Source organism: Streptomyces sp. NPDC005878, assembly GCF_040629815.1.
Classification (GTDB): domain Bacteria; phylum Actinomycetota; class Actinomycetes; order Streptomycetales; family Streptomycetaceae; genus Streptomyces.
Genome location: NZ_JBEXWK010000030.1, coordinates 27,959 through 49,294 on the forward strand (window position 1 = coordinate 27,959; position 21,336 = coordinate 49,294).

Sequence of the window (21,336 nt, forward strand, 5' to 3'; positions counted from 1 at the left end):
CTCCCCTGGAACGACTCTTGCCCACCGCCGACCGTGAACCGGACGCTCCCGCCGCGCGGGGGGGTCGGCGTGCGCTCGGGCGGGGGCCGGGGGTTTTCTCCCCCACCCCGCCCCTTCCCGAAAGCCCTGGGCGGGCGGCCGGGGGAGTGGAGGAGGAGATTCTCCCGGGGGCTCCGCCCCCGGACCCCGTGGCGGGGCTGCGCCCCTGCACCCCCTCGGAGGCTGCGCCCCCGGACCCCGTGGCGGGGCTGCGTCGGCGCACCTCTTCGGAGGCTGCGCCCCCGGACCCCCCGGCGGGGCTGCACCCCCGCACCTCTTCGGAGGCTGCGCCCCCGGACCCCCCGGCGGGGCTGCACCCCCGCACCCCCTCGGAGGCTGCGCCCCCGGACCCCGCCCCTGCCTCCGTCGAGGCGCCGGACCTCTCGTCGGCGGCTGCGGGCCGCCCCGGGCCGGTCGCGCAGTTCCCCGCGCCCCTGGGGGTGCGGGCGGAGGCTGGTGGTCCCGCGCCCCTGGGGGTGCGGGCGGAGGTCGATGGTTCCGCGCCCCCAGGGGTGCGGGCGGAGGCTGGTCGTCCTGGGGGCGGTGACGGGCGGTTCACCGTTCGGCTCGTCAACTTCGAGGGGCCCTTCGATCTGCTCCTCCAGCTCATCTCCAAGCACAAGATGGACGTGACCGAGGTCGCGCTCTCCCAGGTGACCGATGAGTTCATGGCCCACATCCGGGCCATGGGCGCGGACTGGGACCTCGACCAGACCACCGAGTTCCTCGTCGTCGCCGCCACCCTGCTCGACCTCAAGGCGGCCCGGCTGCTGCCCGCCGCCGAGGTCGAGGACGAGGCGGACCTCGCGCTCCTGGAAGCGCGTGACCTGCTCTTCGCGCGGCTGCTCCAGTACCGCGCGTACAAGCGGATCGCGGACATCTTCAGCGAGCGGCTCGACAGCGAGGCGCGCCGGTACCCCCGTACCGTGGGCCTTGAGGCGCACCACGCCGAGCTGCTGCCCGAGGTCGTCATCAGCATCGGCCCCGACGGGTTCGCCAAGCTGGCGGTCAAGGCCATGCAGCCGAAGGCCAGGCCCCAGGTGTACGTGGACCACATCCACGCGCCGCTCGTCTCCGTGCAGGAGCAGGCGGCCGTCGTGGTGGCGATGCTGCGGGAGGCCGGGGACGCCAGTTTCCAGCAGCTGACCCAGGACGCGCCGGACACCCTCACCGTCGTCGCCCGCTTCCTCGCCCTGCTGGAGCTCTACCGGGAGAAGGCCGTCGTCCTGGACCAGGACGAGGCGCTGGGCGAGCTGATGGTGCGCTGGAGCGGCGGGGACGGGGCGGGGGCCGCCGTCACGGACGAGTTCGACCGAGTGGTGGAGGTGGAGACGGCGTGATCCGGGAAGCCCCCGAAGGCGCGGCGGTGGAGCTCGCGCTCAAGCCCGCCCTGGAGGCCGTCCTCATGGTCGTGGACGAGCCGGCGACCGAGGAGCACCTGGCCAAGGTGCTGGAACGGCCCCGGCGGGCCGTGGCGGACGCCCTGCGCGAGCTGGCGGACGAGTACACCGTCCAGGGCCGCGGTTTCGAGCTGCGGCTGGTGGCGGGCGGCTGGCGGTTCTACAGCCGGGCCGAGTACGCCCCGGCCGTCGAGGGCTTCGTCCTGGACGGGCAGCAGGCGCGGCTCACCCAGGCGGCCCTGGAGACCCTGGCCGTCGTCGCGTACCGCCAGCCGGTGAGCCGGTCGCGGGTCTCGGCGGTGCGCGGAGTGAACTGCGACGGGGTCATGCGGACCCTGCTCCAGCGCGGTCTGGTCGACGAGGCGGGCACGGAACCCGAAACAGGTGCGATCCTGTACAGGACGACGAACTACTTTCTGGAGCGGATGGGCCTGCGCGGTCTGGACGAACTCCCGGAGCTCGCGCCCTTCCTTCCGGAGGCGGACGCGATCGAGGCCGAGACCCTGGAGGGTGTGCCGTCGTTCGATCCGGACGCGCCCGACGCCCCGGAAACCCACGCAGACGACAAGACGGAAATTTGATGCGAAGCAGCGGCAGTAACAGCAGCGGAAACAACGGCGGGAGCCGTGGTGGCAACAGCGGCGGCCGCGGAAGCAGCGGCGGTGGCGCCCGGAGCGGCGGCGGCCGCGGCGGCGCGGGCGGCGGCCGGGACGGCCAGCGCCAGGGCGGCGGAGGCCAGCGCCAGGGTGGCGGCCCGCGCCAGAGCGGCAGCGGCAAGCCGCGTCCGCTGCGCCCCGAGGAGCGCACCTACGAGGTGGGCGGCTCCGACAAGGGTGGCGCCCCCCGCGGCCGGGGCGCGGCGGCGCGCGGCGGCGCCAAGGGCGGCCCCAAGGCACCCCAGGGCGGCACCCCGGTGCGCCGCGGCCCGCACGGGCAGCGGATGGGCCAGTCCCGCCCGCGCGAGCTCGACGCGAAGATCGAGCAGCGCAACCGCGACCGGTACGCGGACAAGCCCGAGATCAAGACCCCGAAGACCTTCCCGGGCGCCGAGCAGGAGGGTGAGCGGCTGCAGAAGGTGCTCGCCCGCGCCGGCATGGGCTCGCGCCGCGCCTGCGAGGAGCTGATCGAGCAGGCCCGCGTCGAGGTCAACGGCGAGATCGTCCTGGAGCAGGGCAAGCGCGTCGACCCCGAGCACGACGAGATCAAGGTGGACGGCCTCACCGTCGCCACCCAGTCGTACCTGTTCTTCGCGCTGAACAAGCCCGCCGGCGTCGTCTCCACCATGGAGGACCCGGACGGCCGCCAGTGCCTGGGCGACTACGTGACCAACCGCGAGACCCGCCTCTTCCACGTCGGCCGGCTCGACACCGAGACCGAGGGCATCATCCTGCTCACCAACCACGGCGAGCTGGCCCACCGTCTCACCCACCCCAAGTACGGCGTGAAGAAGACCTATCTGGCCGCCATCACGGGCCCGCTGCCGCGCGAGATCGGCAAGCGGCTCAAGGAGGGCATCCAGCTGGAGGACGGCTACGCGCGCGCGGACGCCTTCCGGGTCGTCCAGCAGACCGGCAAGAACTACCTGGTGGAGATCGAGCTCCACGAGGGCCGCAAGCACATCGTGCGCCGCATGATGGCCGAGGCCGGCTTCCCGGTCGAGAAGCTGGTCCGGGTCTCCTTCGGCCCGATCGCGCTCGGCGACCAGAAGTCCGGCTGGCTGCGCCGCCTCACCAACACCGAGGTGGGCATGCTGATGCGCGAGGTCGGCCTGTAGCCGCCCTCCGCACCCCGGTACCGAGCCCGGCCCCTGACCGACGGGGGCCGGGCTCGCCGCTGTCCGCAGGCTCGTCCGTCCGCCGTGCGGGGCTCGCCGGCTGCGGGCGGCTGGGTACGCGCGCCCGCGTGGGCGCCGTGCGCCCCCACGGTTGCCTGCGCACGCCTGTTGTGCGCGCCCCCCGCGCGCCTTTATAGTCATCCTGACTATTAAAGAGCGACGGTGCGACGGGAGGGGGTGGCGGTGGTGGAGCGGTACGGGCACGGTCCGGTGATCGGCACGTTCCGCCCGCCGCACGCGGGCCACCACCACCTCGTACGGACCGCCGAGGACCGCTGCGAGGCGCTGACCGTGATGGTGTGCACGGCGGCCGGGGAACTCGTGGCGGCCCGGACGCGGGCGCGCCGGATGGCCGAGACCCATCCGCGCGCCCGTGTCGTCCGGCCGGTCCGCCCCGCGCGCGCCCGGGGCCGCGTGGACGCGCCGCCCGGGGGCCGGTGGTGAGCGCGGCGGGCCCGGCCAGAGCGCCGGAGGGCTACGACCCGTACGCCTTCGAGCCGTTCGCGGTCACCGTCGACCTCGCCGTCTACACGGTCCGCGACGGCGGTCTGCACCTCCTGCTGATCCGGCGCGGCGAGGAGCCCTACAAGGGTGAGTGGGCGCTGCCGGGCGGTTTCGTGCTGCCCCGCGAGAGCGCCGGGCAGGCGGCGCGGCGCGAGCTGGCCGAGGAGACCGGGCTGCCGGACGAGGTGGTCGCGGGCCTGCACCTGGAGCAGTTGCGCACCTACAGCGAACCCGACCGCGACCCCCGGATGCGGGTGGTCTCCGTCGCCTACACCGCGCTCGTACCGGACCTGCCGGAGCCGCACGGCGGCGGCGACGCGGCGCACGCGCAGTGGGTGTCGTTCGGGGCATACGAGGGCCTCGCCTTCGACCACGAGCGGATCGTCGCCGACGCGCGCGAGCGGATCGGCGCCAAGCTGGAGTACACCTGCCTGGCCACCGCCTTCTGTCCGCCGGAGTTCACCCTCGGCGAGCTCCGGAAGGTCTACGAGACGGTCTGGGGCACCGCCCTGGACCGCCCCAACTTCCGACGCAAGGTCCTCGCCACACCGGGCTTCGTCGAACCGGTGGCGGGAGCCGCGCGTCTGACCGGCGGCCGGGGCAAGCCGGCCGCGCTGTACCGGGCGGGCGCGGCGACCGCGCTGCACCCCCCGCTCCTGCGGCCGGAAGGACGACCCTCATGACCACTCGCGTGAACAGCCGGGCGAAGCAGGCGGCGACGGGCTCGCTGATCGGGCTCGCCCTCGGGGACGCGCTGGGCTTCCCGACCGAGTTCATCGGCGTGCCCGCGATCCTCGCCAAGTGCGGCCCCTGGCGGGAGATGAGGCTGCCGACTCCGGCAATCGTCACCGACGACACCCAGATGACGCTCGCGGTCGGCCAGGGCATCCAGGCCGCCATGGACCGCGGCCTGCTCGGCCCGCGCCGCCTGGAGCGGCCGGTGCGCGAGGGGTTCGTCCGCTGGTACCACTCCCCGGAGAACAACCGGGCCCCCGGCCGCACCTGCATGGTCGCCTGCGGACTGCTCGACAGCGAACTGCCCTGGCAGCAGGCGAGCCAGCTCGGCTCCAAGGGGTGCGGCGCGAACATGCGGGTGGCCCCGGTCGGCCTGGCGCCCGGTCTGAGCGAGGAGCAGCGGGCGGGCGCGGCCCAGCTCCAGTCGGCCCTCACCCACGGCCACCCCACGGCCCTGGCGGCCAGCGACCTCACCGCCCGCGCGGTCTTCCTGCTGGCCCAGGGCGCCGACCCGGTGGGCCTGGTCGGCCAGCTGCGCTCGTACGCGTACGAGAACCGCACCCGCTACCACGACCGCTGGCTGGGTGACCTGTGGACCCGCGCCCACGACGAGTCGCCCGCGGCCTTCATCGCCCGCGGCTGGGACGAGTGCCTGGACGCCCTGGACCGGGTCCTGAAGGCCCTGCGCAACCCGTCGCCGGAGACGGACCCGTGCCTGGAGACGGGCGACGGCTGGGTGGCCGAGGAGGCCCTGGCCACGGCGCTGGTCTGCTTCCTGCTCTTCCCCGACGCCCCGCTCACCGCCCTGCGCCGGGCGGCCTGCACCAAGGGCGACTCGGACTCCATAGCCTGCCTGACCGGCGCTTTCGCGGGCGCCCACCGAGGAGCCGAGGCCTGGCCGAAGGAGTGGGCGGAGCGCATCGAGTACCGGAGCGAACTGCTGACGCTGGGAGCGCTCTGGGACTCCTGACCCGGGACCGGGAGCGTGCGCTACCGCCCCGGGACACCGCCGGGCGCGACGCGACGCGCGGTTTCGTCGTGCGGGTGCGGCCGGAGGGCTGAGGCGCGGCGTACCCGGAACAGGAAGTCCGCCACGCGGGCCTCGTCCGGGGTTTCCGGGAGGGGGGTGCGGGACGTGGCCCGGGTCGTCTCCTCGTCGAGGCGGGTCATCCAGGACTCGATCTCGGCCCAGGGGACCTCGCCGCGTCTGACGGCCAGGAGGCGGTCGCGCTCGGGGCCCACCTCGATCGTGAGGACGCCGGTGCGCAGCAGGTCGCGGCAGCTCGTCAGGAGGCGCACCAGGTGCATCGCGTGCTTCCAGCGCGGGGCGCCGTGGCGGCGGACGTCCGCCGCCAGCTTCTTGCGCTGGGCCAGCGCGTAGGCGGTGAAGGTGGTGTGGGTGCGACGGGAGAGGAACGCCTCGCGCAGTGACAGGAGCTCGCGGCCGGTGGCGTCGATCCGTTCGACCAGCGGTGAGTGCAGGCACTCCAGGATGCCGGGATTGGCGCGCAGGGCCAGTGCGCAGAAGCGTTCCAGCTCCCAGCTGAACTGCTCCTCGGCCGGGCCCTCCACATGCGTCGGCGGCTTCTCGAAGCGCCAGAAGAGCGGGGTCGGGGCCACGAAGACGCCCCGGCGGTCCGTGTCGCTCGCCGACGTGGCCAGGCCGAAGGCGCGCGACCCCATCACACAGGAGTACACGGTGTGGTCGCGGACCAACTGCTCGGGCGGTGTCATCCGCCGATTGTGGCCGGTCAGGCCAGGTGGATCGAACCCTTTTCGACCGTGATCCGCTCCGCCGCCAGCGGCCGGGGCGCCGGTCCCGCCGCCACCGAGGCGTCGGCCACGCGGTACTTGCTGCCGTGGCAGGGGCAGTTGATCGTCCCGCCGGAGACGTCCTTGACCGTGCACCCCTGGTGGGTGCAGATCGCCGAGAACGCCTTGAAGGTGCCCGCCTCGGGCTGGGTGACCACGACCTTGCGGTCCGCGAAGACCTTGCCGCCGCCCACCGGGATGTCCGACGTCTTCGCCAGGACCGCGCCGCCGGGCGACGCGGAGGACGGGCGGGGCGTGTCCGGGGCGAACGCGACCGGGGGAGAGGTCGCCGTGCCGGTGGGCGTCGCGTCCGTCCCGCTGTCCTTGTCGTCGCTGCTGCCGCAGCCGGCCAGCGCGGCCGTGCCCGCGGCCACCGCGAGCACCGCGCGGCGGGAGGTTGGCGTCGTCATGGGCAGCATCCTGGTGCAACGCGGCGGAGAATTCCGTGACGCGCGCGTGCCGTACGCCCTATGGCGCAACCCACCGGTCCCGGTCTAGGGCGCAACCCACCGGCCCCCGTCCCGGCGCAGCTCCGCCGCCTCCACCACGGCCTCCCGCCCGACCGGCCCGTACACATGGGGGAACGCCCCCTCCCAGCGGACCTCGGCGTCCAGCCGCGCCTCGTCGATCCCCAGCAGCAGGAGCGGACCCGGCGCGTCGGCGCACCGGGGGTAGTGGGCGTAGTGGGCGTTCGCCACCTCCAGCGCGGACGCGCGGTCGGCCGAGCAGTGGACGAAGCCCTCGGACGCCAGGGACGCGGGGGCGTACGGGCCCGGCCCGGCGCCCCACTCCGGCGCGGGCACCACATGGAAGATCATGGGCCCGTTCTACCGCACGGCCCTTCCGGCGGCGGCCACCGCCCGGCGGCTTGACTAGGCTGAACGGGCAAGCCCGCCCGTCCGCCCCGGCGCAGCCGCCGCACTTCGCAAGGAACTCTCCGTGAGGACCGCACTCGTCATCGGTACCGGCCTGATCGGTACGTCCGCCGCGCTGGCCCTCGCCGCACGCGGCGTCACCGTCCACCTCGCCGACCACGACCCGGCCCAGGCCCGGACCGCGGCCGCGCTCGGCGCCGGGACCGACGAGGCGCCCGCGGACCGGGTGGACCTGGTGATCGTGGCCGTGCCGCCCGCCCACGTCGCCCCCACCCTGGAGCAGGCGATCCGCTCGGACGCGGCCCGCGCGTACATCGACGTCGCCAGCGTCAAGGGCGGCCCGCGCCGCGAGCTGGAGGCGCTCGGCTGCGACCTCACCGCCTACCTCGGCACGCACCCGATGTCCGGCAAGGAGCGCTCCGGCCCGCTCGCCGCCACCGCCGACCTCTTCGAGGGCCGCCCCTGGGTGCTCACCCCGACCCGGGACACCGACACCGAGGTGCTCAACCTCGCCCTCGAGCTGGTCGCGCTCTGCCGCGCGGTGCCCGTGGTGATGGACGCCGACGCCCACGACCGCGCGGTGGCGCTCGTCTCGCACACCCCCCAGCTGGTGTCGTCCATGGTCGCCGCCCGGCTGCGGGAGGCCGACGAGACGGCGGTACGGCTGTGCGGGCAGGGCATCCGTGACGTCACCCGGATCGCCGCCTCCGACCCCCGGATGTGGGTGGAGATCCTCTCCGCCAACCCGGGCCCGGTCGCGGACGTCCTGGCCGGCATCGCCACCGACCTGGACGAGACCGTACGGGCGCTGCGCTCCCTGGAGTCCTCCGACGAGCAGAAGCGGCGCGGCGGCGCGGCCGACGTCGAGGACGTGCTGCGGCGCGGCAACGCCGGCCGCGAGCGCGTCCCCGGCAAGCACGGCACCGCCCCCACCGCCTACGAGGTCGTCGCGGTGTTCATCAGCGACCGGCCCGGCGAGCTGGCCCGGATCTTCGCCGACGCGGGCCGCGCCGGCGTCAACGTCGAGGACGTGCGCATCGAACACGCCACCGGCCAGCAGGCGGGACTGGTCCAGCTGATGGTCGAGCCGGCCGCGGCCCCGGGCCTGACGGCGTCGCTGCGGGAGCGGGGCTGGGCGATCCGCCAGTGACCCCGGCCCGGGGCGCCGGGCGGGCGGGGATCTGGGCGCACGTATGAGCCAGTAACCTTGTGTGGGGGCGGATGCCTGCCCGCCCACCCCGTCCCCGTACCAGGAAGGTGTCCGTCACCGTGGAAAGCGCCGCCCGGACCGCCCCGGCAGCTGTGATCGTCGCCATCGACGGCCCGTCCGGCACCGGCAAGTCCAGCACCTCCCGGGCGGTCGCCGCCAAGCTGGGGCTGAGCTATCTGGACACCGGCGCCCAGTACCGGGCGATCACCTGGTGGATGCTCACCAACGACATCGACACCGACGACCCGGCGGCGATCGCGACCGCGGCCGCCAAGCCGGTCATCGTCTCGGGCACCGACCCGAACGCGCCGACCATCACCGTCGACGGCCTCGACGCCTCCGGCCCGATCCGTACGCAGGAGGTCACCGCCAAGGTCAGCGCGGTCAGCGCCGTCCCCGAGGTGCGGGCGCTCGTCACCCAGCTCCAGCGGGACACGGCGGCCGCCGCCGCGGCCGGGATCGTGGTCGAGGGCCGGGACATCGGCACGACCGTGCTGCCCGACGCCGACCTGAAGGTGTTCCTCACCGCTTCCCCGGAGGCGCGCGCCGCCCGCCGCAGCGGCGAGCTGAAGGGGGTGGACGTCGCCTCCACCCGCGAGGCCCTGCTGAAGCGGGACGCGGCCGACTCCGGCCGCAAGACGTCCCCGCTGGCCAAGGCGGCCGACGCCGTCGAGGTGGACACCACCGAGCTCACCCTCGACCAGGTCATCGAGTGCGTGGTCACGCTCGTCGAGGAGAAGCGAGCCGCCAAGTGACCGTCCTCCCGTCGCCCGGCCACCGCCCCTCACCGAGACGCTCCGCGCCCCCCGTGCCCGTCACGGAGCGCGGCGCCGAGGTCGGGCGCCGGATCGGTGTCGGCCTGATGTACGGGCTGTTCAGGCCCCGGGTGCTCGGGGCCTGGCGGGTGCCCGCGAGCGGCCCGGTCATCCTGGCCGTCAACCACGCGCACAACATCGACGGACCGATGCTGATGGGGACCGCCCCCAGGCCGGTGCACTTCCTCATCAAGAAGGAAGCCTTCATCGGCCCGCTGGACCCGTTCCTGCGCGGCATCGGGCAGGTGAAGGTGGACCGGTCGACCGTCGACCGGACCGCGATCGACCAGGCCGTCGGGGTGCTGGAGAGCGGCGGTGTGCTCGGGATCTTCCCCGAGGGCACCCGCGGCGAGGGGAACTTCGCCTCGCTGCGCGCCGGGCTCGCCTACTTCGCCCTGCGGTCGGCGGCGCCGATCGTCCCGGTGGCGGTCCTGGGAAGCACCGAGCGCGAGGGACGGTTGATAAAGGCGCTGCCGCCGCTGCGCAGCCGGGTGGACGTCGTCTTCGGCGACGCCTTCGAAGCGGGCGACGGCAGCGGCCGGCGCACGCGTACGGCGCTGGACGAGGCGACCGTACGCATCCAGGAGCGGCTCACCCGCCACCTGGAGAACGCCAGGCGCCTCACCGGGCGCTGAGCGAGACTTGGGACTTGAGTAGTGGACCGGACGCCCGGTCCATCGATGACGCAGAACGAGGAACGGACTTCATGAACGACCAGCACGACCACGGAGCGCTCGGCGACACCGAGTACGCGGAGTTCATGGAGCTCGCCGCGGAAGAGGGCTTCGACATCGAGGACGTCGAGGGCGCGATCGAGGAGGCGGGCCACGGCCCGCTGCCCGTCCTCGCCGTCGTCGGCCGACCGAACGTCGGCAAGTCGACCCTGGTGAACCGCATCATCGGCCGCCGCGAGGCGGTCGTCGAGGACAAGCCGGGCGTCACCCGCGACCGCGTGACCTACGAGGCGGAGTGGGCCGGCCGCCGCTTCAAGGTCGTCGACACCGGCGGCTGGGAGCAGGACGTCCTCGGCATCGACGCCTCCGTGGCCGCCCAGGCGGAGTACGCGATCGAGGCCGCCGACGCGTGCGTCTTCGTCGTGGACGCCAAGGTCGGCGCCACCGACACCGACGAGGCCGTCGTCAGGCTGCTGCGCCGGGCCGGCAAGCCCGTCGTGCTGTGCGCCAACAAGGTGGACGGCCAGTCGGGCGAGGCGGACGCCGCCGCCCTGTGGTCGCTGGGCCTGGGGATGCCGCACCCCGTCTCCTCGCTGCACGGCCGCGGCACCGGCGACATGCTGGACGCCGTCCTGGAGGCCCTGCCGGAGGCGCCCGCGCAGTCCTTCGGCACCGCCGCCCCCGGCGGCCCGCGCCGTATCGCGCTCATCGGCCGCCCGAACGTCGGCAAGTCCTCGCTCCTGAACAAGGTGGCGAAGGAGGACCGCGTCGTCGTCAACGAGCTGGCCGGCACCACCCGCGATCCGGTCGACGAGCTGATCGAGCTCGGCGGGGTGACCTGGAAGTTCATCGACACCGCGGGCATCCGCAAGCGGGTCCACCTCCAGCAGGGCGCCGACTACTACGCCTCGCTGCGCACGGCCGCCGCCGTCGAGAAGGCCGAGGTGGCGGTCATCCTGATCGACGCGACGGAGAACATCAGCGTCCAGGACCAGCGCATCATCACCATGGCCGTGGAGTCGGGCCGCGCCATCGTCATCGCGTACAACAAGTGGGACGACCTCGACGAGGAGCGCCGCTACTACCTGGAGCGCGAGATCGAGACCGAGATGCAGCAGGTGGCCTGGGCACCGCGCGTCAACGTCTCCGCGCTGACCGGCCGCCACATGGAGAAGCTGGTCCCGGCGATCGAGACGGCCCTGGCGGGCTGGGAGACGCGGGTCCCGACCGGACGGCTCAACGCCTTCCTCGGCGAGATCGTCGCCGCCCACCCGCACCCGATCCGCGGCGGCAAGCAGCCGCGCATCCTCTTCGGCACCCAGGCCGGGACCAAGCCGCCGCGCTTCGTCCTCTTCGCCTCCGGCTTCCTGGAGCACGGCTACCGCCGCTTCGTCGAGCGCCGGCTGCGCGAGGAGTTCGGCTTCGAGGGCACCCCGATCCACATCTCGGTGCGGGTGCGCGAGAAGCGCGGCAGCAACAGGAAGAAGTAGCCCCGGCGCGGGGGCCGCTCGGGGGCCACGGCCTCGCGGCCCCCGCCCTGGGTCTCACAGCCCCCGGCGGGGGGCGGGCGGCAGTGCCGCCGGGAGCGGTTGGAGCCCGGTGTGCTGCCGCCCTTGCGTGTGCCCGGTGCCGCTGTTCGCCGCCCCGCTCAGCTGCCAGGGGGCGCCGCTGTGCGCGGGATACGGGTGGAAGCCCGGGACGGTCTGGGGGTGCGGCGCCTGGGCGTGGGCCGGCTGGTGGTGCTGGTGGGCGCCCCGGAAGCCGAGGGACCCCGAGTGCCCCACGGCCGCGAAGCCCCGGAAGCCGAGGTCGTCCTCGCCGCTGCGGTCGCCCGGCAGGGCCCGGAAGGACCGGCGGTACTCCGAGTACAGCGCGTCGTAGATCGGGGTGGCCGAGTGGCCGCTGATGAGGTCCTGGGCGGGGCGCATGGAGGGGATCTGCGACTGGTACGGCTGGCGGGAGGGCTCGTATGCGTGCACGTATGTGCCAACGACCCCGGCGGCCGTCGGATGCGGGCTGACGGAAGATATCGCGCATCCCCGGATGCAGGGGGTGAACCGGGCGCGCGGGGGCTCGGGCGCGCGGGGGCTCGGGCGGGGCCGGCGTCCGGTCGGGGGGCGTTCGCGCAACGCGGCCGGGGCCCGGACCGGTTGAGCGGTCCGGGCCCCGAGGGGCTGGGTGGTAGTGCGGTCCGGCCCTGGGCGGGCAGGGGCGGTTGAGGGGCCGGGCCCCGGGGGGCTGGGTGGTGGTGCGGGGTGGCTCAGGTGCCTGCCAGGGGCATCGCCGCCGACACCAGCGTGCCGTCCGAGGCCGCCTTCTCCAGGGCGTCGCGCAGCAGGTCCTCGCGGGGCTGCTGGCCGATGGAGCCGACCGGGGCCGCGAAGACCAGGACGCGCTGGGTGCGGTTGGCGGCCGCGCGCCAGCCGTCGGTGACCTGGAGCGGCTGGTGGGCCTGCCACCACGACACCGGGCTGCCGCCGCCTCCCGTACCGGGCTGGAGGATCGCGTGGAGCTGGCCCATGGCGAGCAGCACCGACCAGCCGGAGAGCACCGAGGGCATCCGGCCGACGTCGGTGACCGGCACGAAGCCCTGCTCGATCAGGAGCGGAAGGAACTCATCCGTGGTGCCGCCCGAGCCCGGCCTGGCGATCGGGGCGGTGGGCTCCACGACGAGCGCCGGGTGCAGCGCGCCCTCGATCAGGATCAGGCCACTGGTGATGCCGAGGACGGCCTGCTGGGGCGCCCTTCCCCCGAACTCGTCGCCGGTGATGGACCGGACGGCGCCCTGCAACTGCTCCTCGGAGACCTGGACGACCTGGGAGGGGATGCAGGAGGCGTGGGCGAAGGCGAGGACCGCGGTCTCCTCACCGACGAAGAGCACGGTGCTGGTGGCCTCGTGCTCGGAGTCGCCCGGGGTGCGGCAGGAGGTGCAGTCGTAGCTGCCCGGGGCGTTCTCGCCGGCGAGCAGCCGGTCGGCTTCTTCGTCGCCGATCTCGGCGCGGACGTCCTCGCTGACGTCGAGCATGCGCGGCACGGGTGGCTCCTACTGGATGCGTGCGCCGGGTGGTTCCCGGCTCCTGAAAGGACAACGGCGGATCTGTGGCAGGGGTCACGCCCCAGGGCGAACGGAATCGAACCACCGCACGCGGAGGGTGAACCTGCCCCCGGAACTCCTCACTCCATGTCAACCTCTGGGCGATGCAAGGGAGTTGGCAGGGTGAACTGAGTCACAGGTCGACGGGGGGACTGGTCGACAAATCCTGAAATCCCTGCATCAAGTGGCTGTCCGGAAATCGCTGTTACCCATGGTAATAGGCAACTGGCCTGGAGGGACAGGGCATTGGTTGATACCAGCCCGATCCGGTCCCTACATTCCAACGCCGTGTGCACCGAGCACCGCCCGGGCAGCCCGCCCCGTACGGCCGCACGACGCTACGACGCGTACGACCGCACCACAGGCACCAGCACGACCCCGGCGGGCGGGGCGGCACGGAACGGGACGCCGGACGCGTCACGGACCCTGCCGCCCGGGAGTCCCGGGTCCTTCGGAAGAGGGACTTCATGTCTGTTGGTACCAGTCGTTCCGGCTCCAGGCGCGGGCGCGGCACGGTGGCGGCGATCGGCGCCGTCGTGATGGCGGCGCCGCTGGCGCTGCTCACCGTCTCGGCCGGCCCGGCCGGCGCGGCGGACGGTGCGGTGTGGAACCGCATCGCGCAGTGCGAGAGCGGAGGAAACTGGCACATCAACACCGGCAACGGCTACTACGGTGGACTCCAGTTCTCCGCCGGCTCCTGGCGGGCCTACGGCGGCGGGGCGTACGCCTCCACCGCCGACCGGGCGTCCCGGGCGCAGCAGATCGCCGTCGCCACCCGGCTCCAGCGGGCCCAGGGCTGGGGCGCGTGGCCCGTGTGCTCCAGGAAGGCGGGGGCTTACGGGGAGGCGCCCGCGGCGCCCGAGCCGTCGGGCCACAAGTCGTCGGGCCACAAGGCCAAGACCAAGCCCAAGGCCGAGCCCAGGACGGCGCAGGCGGCGCAGCCCCGGCGCGAGGCCGCCGCGGCCGGCACGCGTCAGGCCGCCTCCGGCCGGACCGAGGCGAAGGCCGCCCCGGCGAAGACGCCCGAGCGCCCGCCCGTCCGGACGGGCCGCGGCTCGCGCGGCGGCGACTACACCGTCCGCGAGGGGGACACCCTGTCCGCCATCGCCGAGGCGCACGGCACGACGTGGGAAAGGGTGTACGCGGCCAACAGGACCGTCATCGGCGGCGACCCGGACCTGATCCTGCCCGGCGAGCGGCTCGCCCTGTAGGCCGGAGCACCACCGCACGAGAAGCACCACCGCACGAGAAGCACCACCGCCCCGCCCGGCCGCGCGACCGGGCGGGGTTCGCGCGTGTTCGGGCCCGGGGCCCTCCACTCCCGTGGCCGTGCGGCGGGGCCGGGAGCCGGTCGCCACGGGAGGACATGCCCCGGGCGCCGGGCATCCGGCCAGCAGGCGTGAGGCGCGTGCGGCAGCCCGTGCGACAGGGCGTGTGTGCGGCCGGATAGGCGCATACGAGCCACCGCGCCGGGCGGGCCGAGGGGCGAACGACATCCTCCCGTCGGTGCGGATCGTGTAAGGATGCCGTGAATTCCCTATGGCCCGTCAATTTCCCGCGGTCGGGGCCGCGAGGGAAATTCCGCGCGGTGTTCCGGGACCGTCGGCGGGGAAATTGCGTAAGGGGCTCGAACGGCCTGCCGGGGGCTTGGAGATTTCCCGGCCGCCTGACCGAAACTCCCCGTACGAGTGACCCAGTTCGAGGTAAACCCGGCCAAGATCCTGTGACACAAGTGTGACCGGCGGGGGACGTGGTGCGGACAGCGGCAGGGCAGGGGGCCCCGCTTCCGCCTCCGCCGCGGGGCGCCTACGGTGGCTGGCATGGCACCAGTACCGACTCCCTCCGGACACCCCGACGACGCTCCCGAGGCCTATGTGGGCCTGACCGGCGAGGCCGCCGCGCGGCTGGCACGCGCGCGTGGCTGGACCACCGTCAGATCGCTTCCCCCCGGCTCGGTCATCACCATGGAGTACCTGGAAGGGCGGCTGAACTTCGAGGTGGCCGACGGCACGGTGATCCGCTGCTGGCGCGGCTGAGCCGCTCCTCCTACGGACGGCGAAGGCCCCGGCGCTCCGAGTGGAGTGCCGGGGCCTTCGCCTGCGCGGGGGTGGTGGTGCGTACCGCTCCCCGCTTCGCCGGGGCCGTCAGCCGCCCAGCGGCCGGGCCGGGGCCGGGCGCGGGGCGCGCTCGGTGTGCTGCGGGCGCCGGCCGGCCGCCGGGGGCGCCGCCGGGCGCTCGGGGCGGGGGCCGTTGTGCGGCGGCCGGGCGGGGCCGCGGGCCGGGCGGGCGCCGCTGGCCGCGCCCACCGGCTCGCGTACGGGCGTGTCGTCCTCGCTCGCGGTGCGCTGGGCGAACACCCCGGGCAGTGTGGCGGCCGGAACGGGCCTTACGGGCGCGGTCGTTCCCCGTGCGCGCCACTTGGCCCGCAGGGCGAAGACCAGCGCCTCGGCGCGCGCGATCACCGGCTCGCACCAGGGCAGGGCCAGCAGGATGAGCAGCCCGGCGGCCCAGCCGAGGAGCACGTCGCTGACCCAGTGCGTACCGAGGTAGACGGTGGTGGCGCCGACGCCGAGGGCGACCACGGCCGAGAGGACCGACAGCCAGCGCCGGGCCCTCGGGGTGGTGGCCAGATAGGCGAGGATGCCCCAGGTCACGACCGCGTTGGCGGTGTGGCCGGAGGGGAATATATCGCCGCCCGCGAACAGTTCGGCCGAGCCGATCCGCGTCGCGTAGTGCGGTCCCAGGCGGCCCAGGCCGAGCTTGACCGCGCCGACCGTGATGTTCAGCAGGAGCAGCGAGGCGCCGAGTGCGAGGAGCGGGCGCAGGGTGTGCTGCCGCCAGGACCTCCAGCCCAGCCACGCCGCGACCATCACCGCCGTGGGGCCGCGCTGGCCCAGGACCACGAAGTAGTCCAGGAAGGCGTGCATCTGCGGCCACTGCTCGTACGGCCGGAACAGCATGACCTTCCAGTCCAGCTCGACGAGCCAGGACGAGGCGAGCACGGCGACGACGATGGCGAGGTAGAACGCCATCGTCGCGCTGAAGAGGATCACGCGGTGACGGCTCATCCGCGGGATCGCTATCTTCGGCGGCTCGGGCTCCCGGTCCAGACGGGCGAAGATTCGGTCGGTACGCACTCAATCGACGTTACAGCGAGTGAGTGAGGGCCCAGGCCGATCCGGCGGCTTTGTGATGACGATGTGATGTGGAGTATGTCTCACGTCACGGTTTATTCCCGGGCCCGCGAAAAGGGCGGACGGCCGGGAATGAATTTCGCCGGGGACCGCTCCGGAAACGCTCCGGGATTGAGGCGGACGATTTTCCGGGAAGCGGGACGGAATTCATCGTCCGTCCATCACGCCTGACACCGGGTGCCAGGATCCGCCGACACGGCGTGCCAAGATCATTAATGGTGTCCGGCCCCGGCGGGCCCCCTCCCTCCTCTGTGGCGCACACCACAGGGTGTGCCGAAAGGGGTGAGAGGTGTACCACGTGCCGATGGCTGGAACTCGCGTACGCTGACGAATCACTCGCTCGTCGATGCCGGACCCGCCCGAGACCGCACCGGTCCAGGGTCCGCCGAGAGCGGGGACGACGGGCCACCGCGAGGACGGCGCGTCCCGGGACCCCCGCGGGGCCGCCGTACAGGAGGTACACACATGGCAGGAACGACGACGGACGCCGCACGCGCGCGTGCGAACGCCGGCGCCGCCAACCGCTGGGTCGTCCTCGTCGTCCTGTGTGTGAGCCTGCTGCTCGTCGCGCTGGACGCGACCGTGCTGCACGTCGCCGTCCCCTCGGTCACCGAGGACCTGCGCCCCAGCGCCACCGCGCTGCTGTGGATCGTCGACGCCTACCCGCTGGTCTGCGCCGCCCTCCTCATCCTCTTCGGCACCCTGGGCGACCGCGTCGGCCGCCGCCGGGTGCTGCTGCTCGGTTACGGCATCTTCGGCCTGGCGTCCGCCGTGGCGGCCCTGGCCGGGTCCGCCGAGCTCCTGATCGCGGCCCGCGCGCTGCTCGGCGTCGGCGGCGCGATGATCATGCCCGCCACGCTCTCCATCCTCCGCGCGGTCTTCCCCGACCGCCGCGAACGCGCCACCGCCATCGGTGTGTGGACCGCCACCGCCGCGATAGGCGCCGCCGCCGGACCGGTGCTCGGCGGCTTCCTCGTCCAGCACTTCTGGTGGGGCTCGGTCTTCCTGATCAACATCCCGCTGATGGCGCTGATCCTCCCGTTGGGCCGCAGGCTGCTGCCCGAGTCCAAGGGCTCCGCCGACGGGCCGTGGGACGTGCTCGGCGCGCTGACGGCCGCCGCCGGTGTGATCACCCTGGTGCTCGGCGTCAAGCGGATGGGCGCGGGCCACGGGCTGCTCGACCCGCTCACCCTGGCGCCGCTGTGCGCCGGCACCGCCCTGATCATCCTGTTCGTACGGCGCCAGCGGCGGCGCGCGCACCCGCTGGTCGACATGCGCATGTTCGCCCGGCGCACCTTCTCCACCTCGGTGGGGTGCATCGTCCTCGCCATGCTGGCGCTGGTCGGCCTCGAACTCATAGCCGTCCAGTACCTCCAGCTGGTCCTCGGGCTCAGCCCGCTGGAGACGGGGCTGCGGCTGCTGCCGCTCACCTTCGCCGCGATGACGGCCGGGGCCACCGGCTCGTACACCCTGCGCCGGCTCGGTCCGCGCAGGATGGTCGCGTGCGGCTTCGCGCTGACCGCCGCCGCCGTGCTGCTGCTCGTCCTGATGGGCGAGCACGACCGGCCGCTGCTGCTCACCGGGGCCTTCGTCGTCCTCGGCTTCGGCCTCCAGACGACGCTCTTCGGGGCGTACGAGTCGATGCTCAGCGAGGCGCCCGCCGACTGCGCGGGCGGGGCCGCCGCCATCGGCGAGACCTCCTACCAGCTCGGCGCGGGCATGGGCATCGCCCTGCTCGGCAGCGTGATGAACGCGGCCTACGCCCCCGGTCTCGCCTCCGTCCCCGGCGTCCCGCGCGAGGCGTCGGCCGGGGCCGCCAACTCGCTGGGCGAGGCCTACGACATAGCGGAGCGCCTCGGCGGCCCCGCGGGCGCCGCCCTGCGGGGCGCGGCCCAGCACTCCTTCGTCCACGGCCTGCATGTGACGCTGCTGGTCAGCACCGGTCTGCTGGTCCTGGGCGCGCTGGCCGCGCTGCGGCTGCCCCGGGTGATGGAGTGCGGGGCGCAGCACACCGGCTCCGCGCCCGGGCTGCCCGAGCCGCGTGCCGAGCTCCACCTGCGGATCCCCGCGACCGCCGGCGCCGAAGGGGCGCACCCGGGGCCCGGCGGCCCCTGAACCGGGGCGCCCCGCGCGGACGGGCGGGTCTGGACGCGCGGCACACTGAGCCGTAACGTCAGCGGTCAGCAATAACTACCACCGCTAGTTTTAGCTGGGCCGTACAGGTTCCCAGGGACGCCGGAGGCATCCTCATGTCCGCATCCGCCAAGCTGCCCCCCTTCGACCCGGCCGACCCCCTCGGGATCGACGACCTGCTGAGCGACGAGGACCTCGCGATCCGCGACACTGTCCGCTCCTGGGCCGCCGACCGGGTCCTGCCGCACATCGCCGAGTGGTACGAGAGCGGCGAGCTGCCCGGCATCCGCGACCTCGCCCGGGAGCTCGGCTCGATCGGCGCGCTGGGCATGTCCCTGACCGGCTACGGCTGCGCGGGCGCCACCGCCGTCCAGTACGGCCTGGCCTGTATGGAGCTGGAGGCCGCCGACTCCGGCATCCGCTCGCTCGTCTCCGTCCAGGGCTCGCTGGCGATGTACGCGATCTGGAAGTACGGCTCCGAGGAGCAGAAGGAGCGCTGGCTGCCCTCGATGGCGGCGGGCGAGACCATCGGCTGCTTCGGCCTCACCGAACCCGACCACGGCTCCGACCCGGCCGGGATGCGCACCTACGCCAAGCGGGACGGCACCGACTGGGTGCTCAGCGGCCGCAAGATGTGGATCACCAACGGCTCGGTCGCCGGGGTCGCGGTGGTCTGGGCGCGGACCGACGACGGCATCAGGGGGTTCGCCGTCCCCACCGACGCCCCCGGATTCTCCGCGCCGGAGATCAAGCACAAGTGGTCGCTGCGCGCGTCGGTCACCAGCGAGCTGGTCATGGACGAGGTGCGGCTGCCCGCCGACGCGGTGCTGCCCGGGGTCACCGGGCTCAAGGGCCCGCTGAGCTGCCTCTCGCACGCGCGGTACGGGATCGTCTGGGGCGCGATGGGCGCGGCCCGCGCCTCCTTCGAGGCGGCGGTCGCGTACGCGAGGACCCGCGAGCAGTTCGGCCGGCCCATCGGCGGCTTCCAGCTCACCCAGGCCAAACTCGCCGACATGGCGGTCGAGCTCCACAAGGGTGTGCTGCTCGCCCATCATCTGGGTCGGCGCATGGACGCGGGCAGGCTCCGTCCGGAGCAGGTCAGTTTCGGAAAGCTCAACAACGTCCGGGAGGCGATCGAGATCTGCCGCACCTCGCGCACGATCCTCGGGGCCAACGGGATCTCGCTGGAGTACCCCGTGATGCGGCACGCCACCAATCTGGAGTCGGTGCTCACCTACGAGGGCACCGTGGAGATGCACCAGCTGGTGCTGGGCAAGGCGCTCACCGGGCTCGACGCGTTCCGTTAGGCGCGGTGGCGGTCCGGTGAGCGCCCTGCTCAGCTCTGGTTGAAGAAGCCGCCGGGGGCGCGGCCCGCGGCCTCGCCGCTGACGATCTGGGTGTCGGCGGGGGTCAGCAGGAAGACCCGCGTCGCCACGCGCTCGATGGAGCCGCGCAGCCCGAAGGTGAGGCCGGCGGCGAAGTCCACGACGCGCTTGGCGTCGCCGGGCTCCATGGCGGTGAGGTTGACGATGACCGGGACGCCCTCGCGGAAGAGTTCACCGATGCCGCGGGCGTCGCGGAAGCCGTCGGGCGTGACCGTGGCGATCCGCCGGCCCTGCTCCTGGGCCGCCTCGGAGGCCACCCGCACCCGGGGGTCCGTCACCCAGGCTTCGCGGGACCCGGCTTCCTCGGTGTACTCGTCGTCGTAGTAGCGGTCGTCGTTGTCCTCGACAAGTCCCAGCCATGCACTCGCCTTGCGCACCGATCCCATGGACGCCTCCTCTCACAGCGGACTTCTTCTTGCTTCTTCTCGCGTTCCGCATCCCTATGCTCGTCCATGATGCGGATACCGCGCCAAGTGGATAGTCGCCGCGCAGGGGATTCGTGACGGTACTGGTGCAGAAGATGTGGCGAATCGTCAGCTTTCTTCCGGTGCATGCCGGGTAACGGATACAAAATATGACCTTCCGTCCAGACGGGTGAGTCGGCAGACGTACGGGTGAACGGATCGGCCGGTACGATGCCTGCCGCACTGTTGAACGAACCGTGGGGCGAGGGCTCCCGCGGCACCCGGGGGAGCGTCGTGTTCGGAATCGTCAGGCCCTGCTCGCATCGGCTCACCGAGGGGCTGCGAACCGAGTGGATGGCCCATCTCTGCGGCCTCTGCCTGGCACTTCGCTCCGACCACGGCCAGCTCGCCCGGATCGTGACCAACTACGACGGGCTGATCGTCTCGGTTCTGACGGAGGCTCAGGTCGAGAGCCGCACCGGTCGCAGGCGCACCGCGGGACCCTGCCCACTGCGGGCGATGCGGACCGCACCGGTGGCCCGGGGCGAGGGGGCCCGGCTCGCCGCGGCCGTCTCCCTGGTCCTCGCCTCGGCGAAGGTCCGCGACCACGTCGCCGACCGGGACGGCCTGTTGAAGCGCAGGCCCGTGGCGCTCGCCGCCCGCCGGATCGCCGCGAGCTGGGACCGGGCGGGCGCCCGCACCGGCGCCTCCCTCGGCTTCGACACGGCGGTGCTGGTCGACGCGGTCGACCGGCAGGGGGCGATCGAGGCGCTCGCGGGGCCGGGCACCTCCCTGCTCACCGTCACCGAGCCGACCGAGACGGCGACCGCCGCCGCCTTCGCGCACACCGCCGTCCTCGCCGGCCGGCCGCACAACACCGAGCCGCTGGCCGAGGCGGGCCGCCTCTTCGGACGGCTCGCGCACCTCCTGGACGCCGTGGAGGACCAGGCGGCCGACGCCGCGGCGGGCGCGTGGAACCCGCTCACGGCGACCGGCACCGACCTGATCGAGGCCCGGCGGCTGGCCGACGACGCGGTGCACGGCATCCGGCTCGCCCTGCGCGAGGTGGACTTCGTCGACGGCAGACTGGCGCACGTCCTGCTCGCCCACGAGCTGACGCAGTCGGTCAACCGGTCCTTCGGCACGGCCGGCTGCGCCCACGGCGCGGCCCCCGGGCACCCGCGGACCCACGGCTCCCACCAGCCCGGCCCCTACGGACCGCCCCCGC

General features: G+C 73.7%; 21 protein-coding genes and 1 pseudogene. 15 read left to right on the top strand and 7 right to left on the bottom strand.

The features are described 5' to 3' along the window. Positions 1-17: 17 nt before the first annotated feature. From ABZ404_RS31640 to ABZ404_RS31665, 6 genes and pseudogenes are all read left to right on the top strand, one after another. Positions 18-1,379 carry a segregation/condensation protein A gene (locus ABZ404_RS31640; RefSeq protein ID WP_358991144.1) on the top strand — a complete coding sequence of 454 codons (1,362 nt, stop codon included), beginning with the start codon at positions 18-20 and terminating at the stop codon, positions 1,377-1,379. Further along, entirely contained in the window at positions 1,376-2,020 is a 645-nt protein-coding gene (gene scpB / locus ABZ404_RS31645) for an SMC-Scp complex subunit ScpB (RefSeq protein ID WP_358837565.1), read from the top strand. The genes ABZ404_RS31640 and scpB overlap by 4 nt, the downstream gene beginning before the upstream one ends. After that, a complete protein-coding gene (locus ABZ404_RS31650; RefSeq protein ID WP_358991147.1) occupies positions 2,020-3,213 on the top strand; it encodes a pseudouridine synthase in 1,194 nt (397 codons plus the stop codon). Before scpB ends, ABZ404_RS31650 begins: the two co-directional genes overlap by 1 nt. Positions 3,214-3,459: 246 nt before the next feature. Then, a pseudogene (locus ABZ404_RS31655) lies at positions 3,460-3,597 on the top strand (adenylyltransferase/cytidyltransferase family protein); the annotation flags it as partial. A 116-nt stretch (positions 3,598-3,713) separates the two neighbouring features. After that, positions 3,714-4,460, top strand: coding sequence for an NUDIX domain-containing protein (locus ABZ404_RS31660; protein ID WP_358836640.1), 747 nt, complete (start codon positions 3,714-3,716; stop codon positions 4,458-4,460). Then, positions 4,457-5,482 carry an ADP-ribosylglycohydrolase family protein gene (locus ABZ404_RS31665; protein ID WP_358836639.1) on the top strand — a complete coding sequence of 342 codons (1,026 nt, stop codon included), beginning with the start codon at positions 4,457-4,459 and terminating at the stop codon, positions 5,480-5,482. The genes ABZ404_RS31660 and ABZ404_RS31665 overlap by 4 nt, the downstream gene beginning before the upstream one ends. 20 nt (positions 5,483-5,502) lie before the next feature. Here the strand turns inward: ABZ404_RS31665 and ABZ404_RS31670 are convergent, their stop codons facing one another. The 3 genes from ABZ404_RS31670 to ABZ404_RS31680 all read right to left on the bottom strand — a co-directional run bounded on the left by ABZ404_RS31670 (position 5,503) and on the right by ABZ404_RS31680 (position 7,142). Continuing rightward, on the bottom strand, positions 5,503-6,246 hold the full coding sequence (locus ABZ404_RS31670) for a nucleotidyltransferase domain-containing protein (RefSeq protein ID WP_358836638.1): 744 nt from the start codon (positions 6,244-6,246) through the stop codon (positions 5,503-5,505). Positions 6,247-6,263: 17 nt separating this feature from the next. Beyond that, entirely contained in the window at positions 6,264-6,734 is a 471-nt protein-coding gene (locus ABZ404_RS31675; RefSeq protein WP_358836637.1) for a Rieske (2Fe-2S) protein, read from the bottom strand. Positions 6,735-6,818: 84 nt separating this feature from the next. Further along, positions 6,819-7,142: a DUF952 domain-containing protein gene (locus ABZ404_RS31680; protein WP_358836636.1), complete on the bottom strand. Its 324-nt coding sequence runs from the start codon at positions 7,140-7,142 to the stop codon at positions 6,819-6,821. A gap of 121 nt (positions 7,143-7,263) precedes the next feature. On the opposite strand from ABZ404_RS31680, the gene ABZ404_RS31685 reads away from it, so the two are divergent. The 4 genes from ABZ404_RS31685 to der all read left to right on the top strand — a co-directional run bounded on the left by ABZ404_RS31685 (position 7,264) and on the right by der (position 11,388). Beyond that, a complete protein-coding gene (locus ABZ404_RS31685; protein ID WP_358836635.1) occupies positions 7,264-8,349 on the top strand; it encodes a prephenate dehydrogenase in 1,086 nt (361 codons plus the stop codon). Positions 8,350-8,456: 107 nt separating this feature from the next. Beyond that, positions 8,457-9,164 (top strand): (d)CMP kinase, encoded by a 708-nt coding sequence (gene cmk / locus ABZ404_RS31690; RefSeq protein WP_358836634.1) that lies wholly within the window; start codon positions 8,457-8,459, stop codon positions 9,162-9,164. A gap of 53 nt (positions 9,165-9,217) precedes the next feature. Continuing rightward, positions 9,218-9,859: a lysophospholipid acyltransferase family protein gene (locus ABZ404_RS31695; RefSeq protein ID WP_358836633.1), complete on the top strand. Its 642-nt coding sequence runs from the start codon at positions 9,218-9,220 to the stop codon at positions 9,857-9,859. 71 nt (positions 9,860-9,930) lie between these two features. Further along, positions 9,931-11,388, top strand: a complete 1,458-nt coding sequence (der, locus tag ABZ404_RS31700) for a ribosome biogenesis GTPase Der (protein WP_358836632.1) — start codon at positions 9,931-9,933, stop codon at positions 11,386-11,388. A gap of 54 nt (positions 11,389-11,442) precedes the next feature. On the opposite strand, the gene ABZ404_RS31705 is transcribed toward der, so the two are convergent. After that, positions 11,443-11,877 carry a hypothetical protein gene (locus ABZ404_RS31705; RefSeq protein WP_358836631.1) on the bottom strand — a complete coding sequence of 145 codons (435 nt, stop codon included), beginning with the start codon at positions 11,875-11,877 and terminating at the stop codon, positions 11,443-11,445. A gap of 281 nt (positions 11,878-12,158) precedes the next feature. Further along, complete coding sequence (locus tag ABZ404_RS31710; protein ID WP_358833110.1) at positions 12,159-12,932, bottom strand: hypothetical protein; 774 nt, start codon at positions 12,930-12,932, stop codon at positions 12,159-12,161. A 527-nt stretch (positions 12,933-13,459) separates the two neighbouring features. Between ABZ404_RS31710 and ABZ404_RS31715 the strand changes: the two genes are divergently transcribed. Both ABZ404_RS31715 and ABZ404_RS31720 read left to right on the top strand, forming a co-directional pair. Further along, positions 13,460-14,203 (top strand): transglycosylase family protein, encoded by a 744-nt coding sequence (locus tag ABZ404_RS31715; protein ID WP_358833111.1) that lies wholly within the window; start codon positions 13,460-13,462, stop codon positions 14,201-14,203. A 609-nt stretch (positions 14,204-14,812) separates the two neighbouring features. After that, the gene (locus ABZ404_RS31720) at positions 14,813-15,028 is read left to right on the top strand and encodes an I78 family peptidase inhibitor (RefSeq protein ID WP_358833112.1); all 216 of its coding nucleotides are present in this window, start codon (positions 14,813-14,815) and stop codon (positions 15,026-15,028) included. A gap of 108 nt (positions 15,029-15,136) precedes the next feature. Here ABZ404_RS31720 and ABZ404_RS31725 read toward each other — a convergent pair whose 3' ends face one another. Next, positions 15,137-16,129, bottom strand: coding sequence for a phosphatase PAP2 family protein (locus tag ABZ404_RS31725; RefSeq protein ID WP_358833113.1), 993 nt, complete (start codon positions 16,127-16,129; stop codon positions 15,137-15,139). 522 nt (positions 16,130-16,651) lie between these two features. Here ABZ404_RS31725 and ABZ404_RS31730 point away from each other — a divergent pair. Both ABZ404_RS31730 and ABZ404_RS31735 read left to right on the top strand, forming a co-directional pair. Continuing rightward, on the top strand, positions 16,652-18,301 hold the full coding sequence (locus ABZ404_RS31730; protein WP_358833114.1) for an MFS transporter: 1,650 nt from the start codon (positions 16,652-16,654) through the stop codon (positions 18,299-18,301). Between the two features lie 134 nt (positions 18,302-18,435). Next, positions 18,436-19,626 carry an acyl-CoA dehydrogenase family protein gene (locus ABZ404_RS31735; RefSeq protein WP_358833115.1) on the top strand — a complete coding sequence of 397 codons (1,191 nt, stop codon included), beginning with the start codon at positions 18,436-18,438 and terminating at the stop codon, positions 19,624-19,626. Positions 19,627-19,655: 29 nt separating this feature from the next. On the opposite strand, the gene sepF is transcribed toward ABZ404_RS31735, so the two are convergent. After that, positions 19,656-20,090 (bottom strand): cell division protein SepF, encoded by a 435-nt coding sequence (gene sepF, locus ABZ404_RS31740; protein ID WP_358833116.1) that lies wholly within the window; start codon positions 20,088-20,090, stop codon positions 19,656-19,658. A 312-nt stretch (positions 20,091-20,402) separates the two neighbouring features. Here sepF and ABZ404_RS31745 point away from each other — a divergent pair. Then, on the top strand, positions 20,403-21,336 hold a 934-nt coding region (locus ABZ404_RS31745), incomplete at its 3' end, for a DUF5685 family protein (protein ID WP_358991150.1).

Coding starts and splice junctions, on each gene's coding strand:
- ABZ404_RS31650 (WP_358991147.1), top strand. CDS start 2,020: ATGCGAAGCAGCGGCAGTAACAGCAGCGGAAACAACGGCGGGAGCCGT.
- ABZ404_RS31665 (WP_358836639.1), top strand. CDS start 4,457: ATGACCACTCGCGTGAACAGCCGGGCGAAGCAGGCGGCGACGGGCTCG.
- ABZ404_RS31670 (WP_358836638.1), bottom strand. CDS start 6,246: ATGACACCGCCCGAGCAGTTGGTCCGCGACCACACCGTGTACTCCTGT.
- ABZ404_RS31675 (WP_358836637.1), bottom strand. CDS start 6,734: ATGACGACGCCAACCTCCCGCCGCGCGGTGCTCGCGGTGGCCGCGGGC.
- ABZ404_RS31680 (WP_358836636.1), bottom strand. CDS start 7,142: ATGATCTTCCATGTGGTGCCCGCGCCGGAGTGGGGCGCCGGGCCGGGC.
- der (WP_358836632.1), top strand. CDS start 9,931: ATGAACGACCAGCACGACCACGGAGCGCTCGGCGACACCGAGTACGCG.
- ABZ404_RS31715 (WP_358833111.1), top strand. CDS start 13,460: ATGTCTGTTGGTACCAGTCGTTCCGGCTCCAGGCGCGGGCGCGGCACG.
- ABZ404_RS31720 (WP_358833112.1), top strand. CDS start 14,813: ATGGCACCAGTACCGACTCCCTCCGGACACCCCGACGACGCTCCCGAG.
- ABZ404_RS31730 (WP_358833114.1), top strand. CDS start 16,652: ATGGCAGGAACGACGACGGACGCCGCACGCGCGCGTGCGAACGCCGGC.
- ABZ404_RS31735 (WP_358833115.1), top strand. CDS start 18,436: ATGTCCGCATCCGCCAAGCTGCCCCCCTTCGACCCGGCCGACCCCCTC.
- sepF (WP_358833116.1), bottom strand. CDS start 20,090: ATGGGATCGGTGCGCAAGGCGAGTGCATGGCTGGGACTTGTCGAGGAC.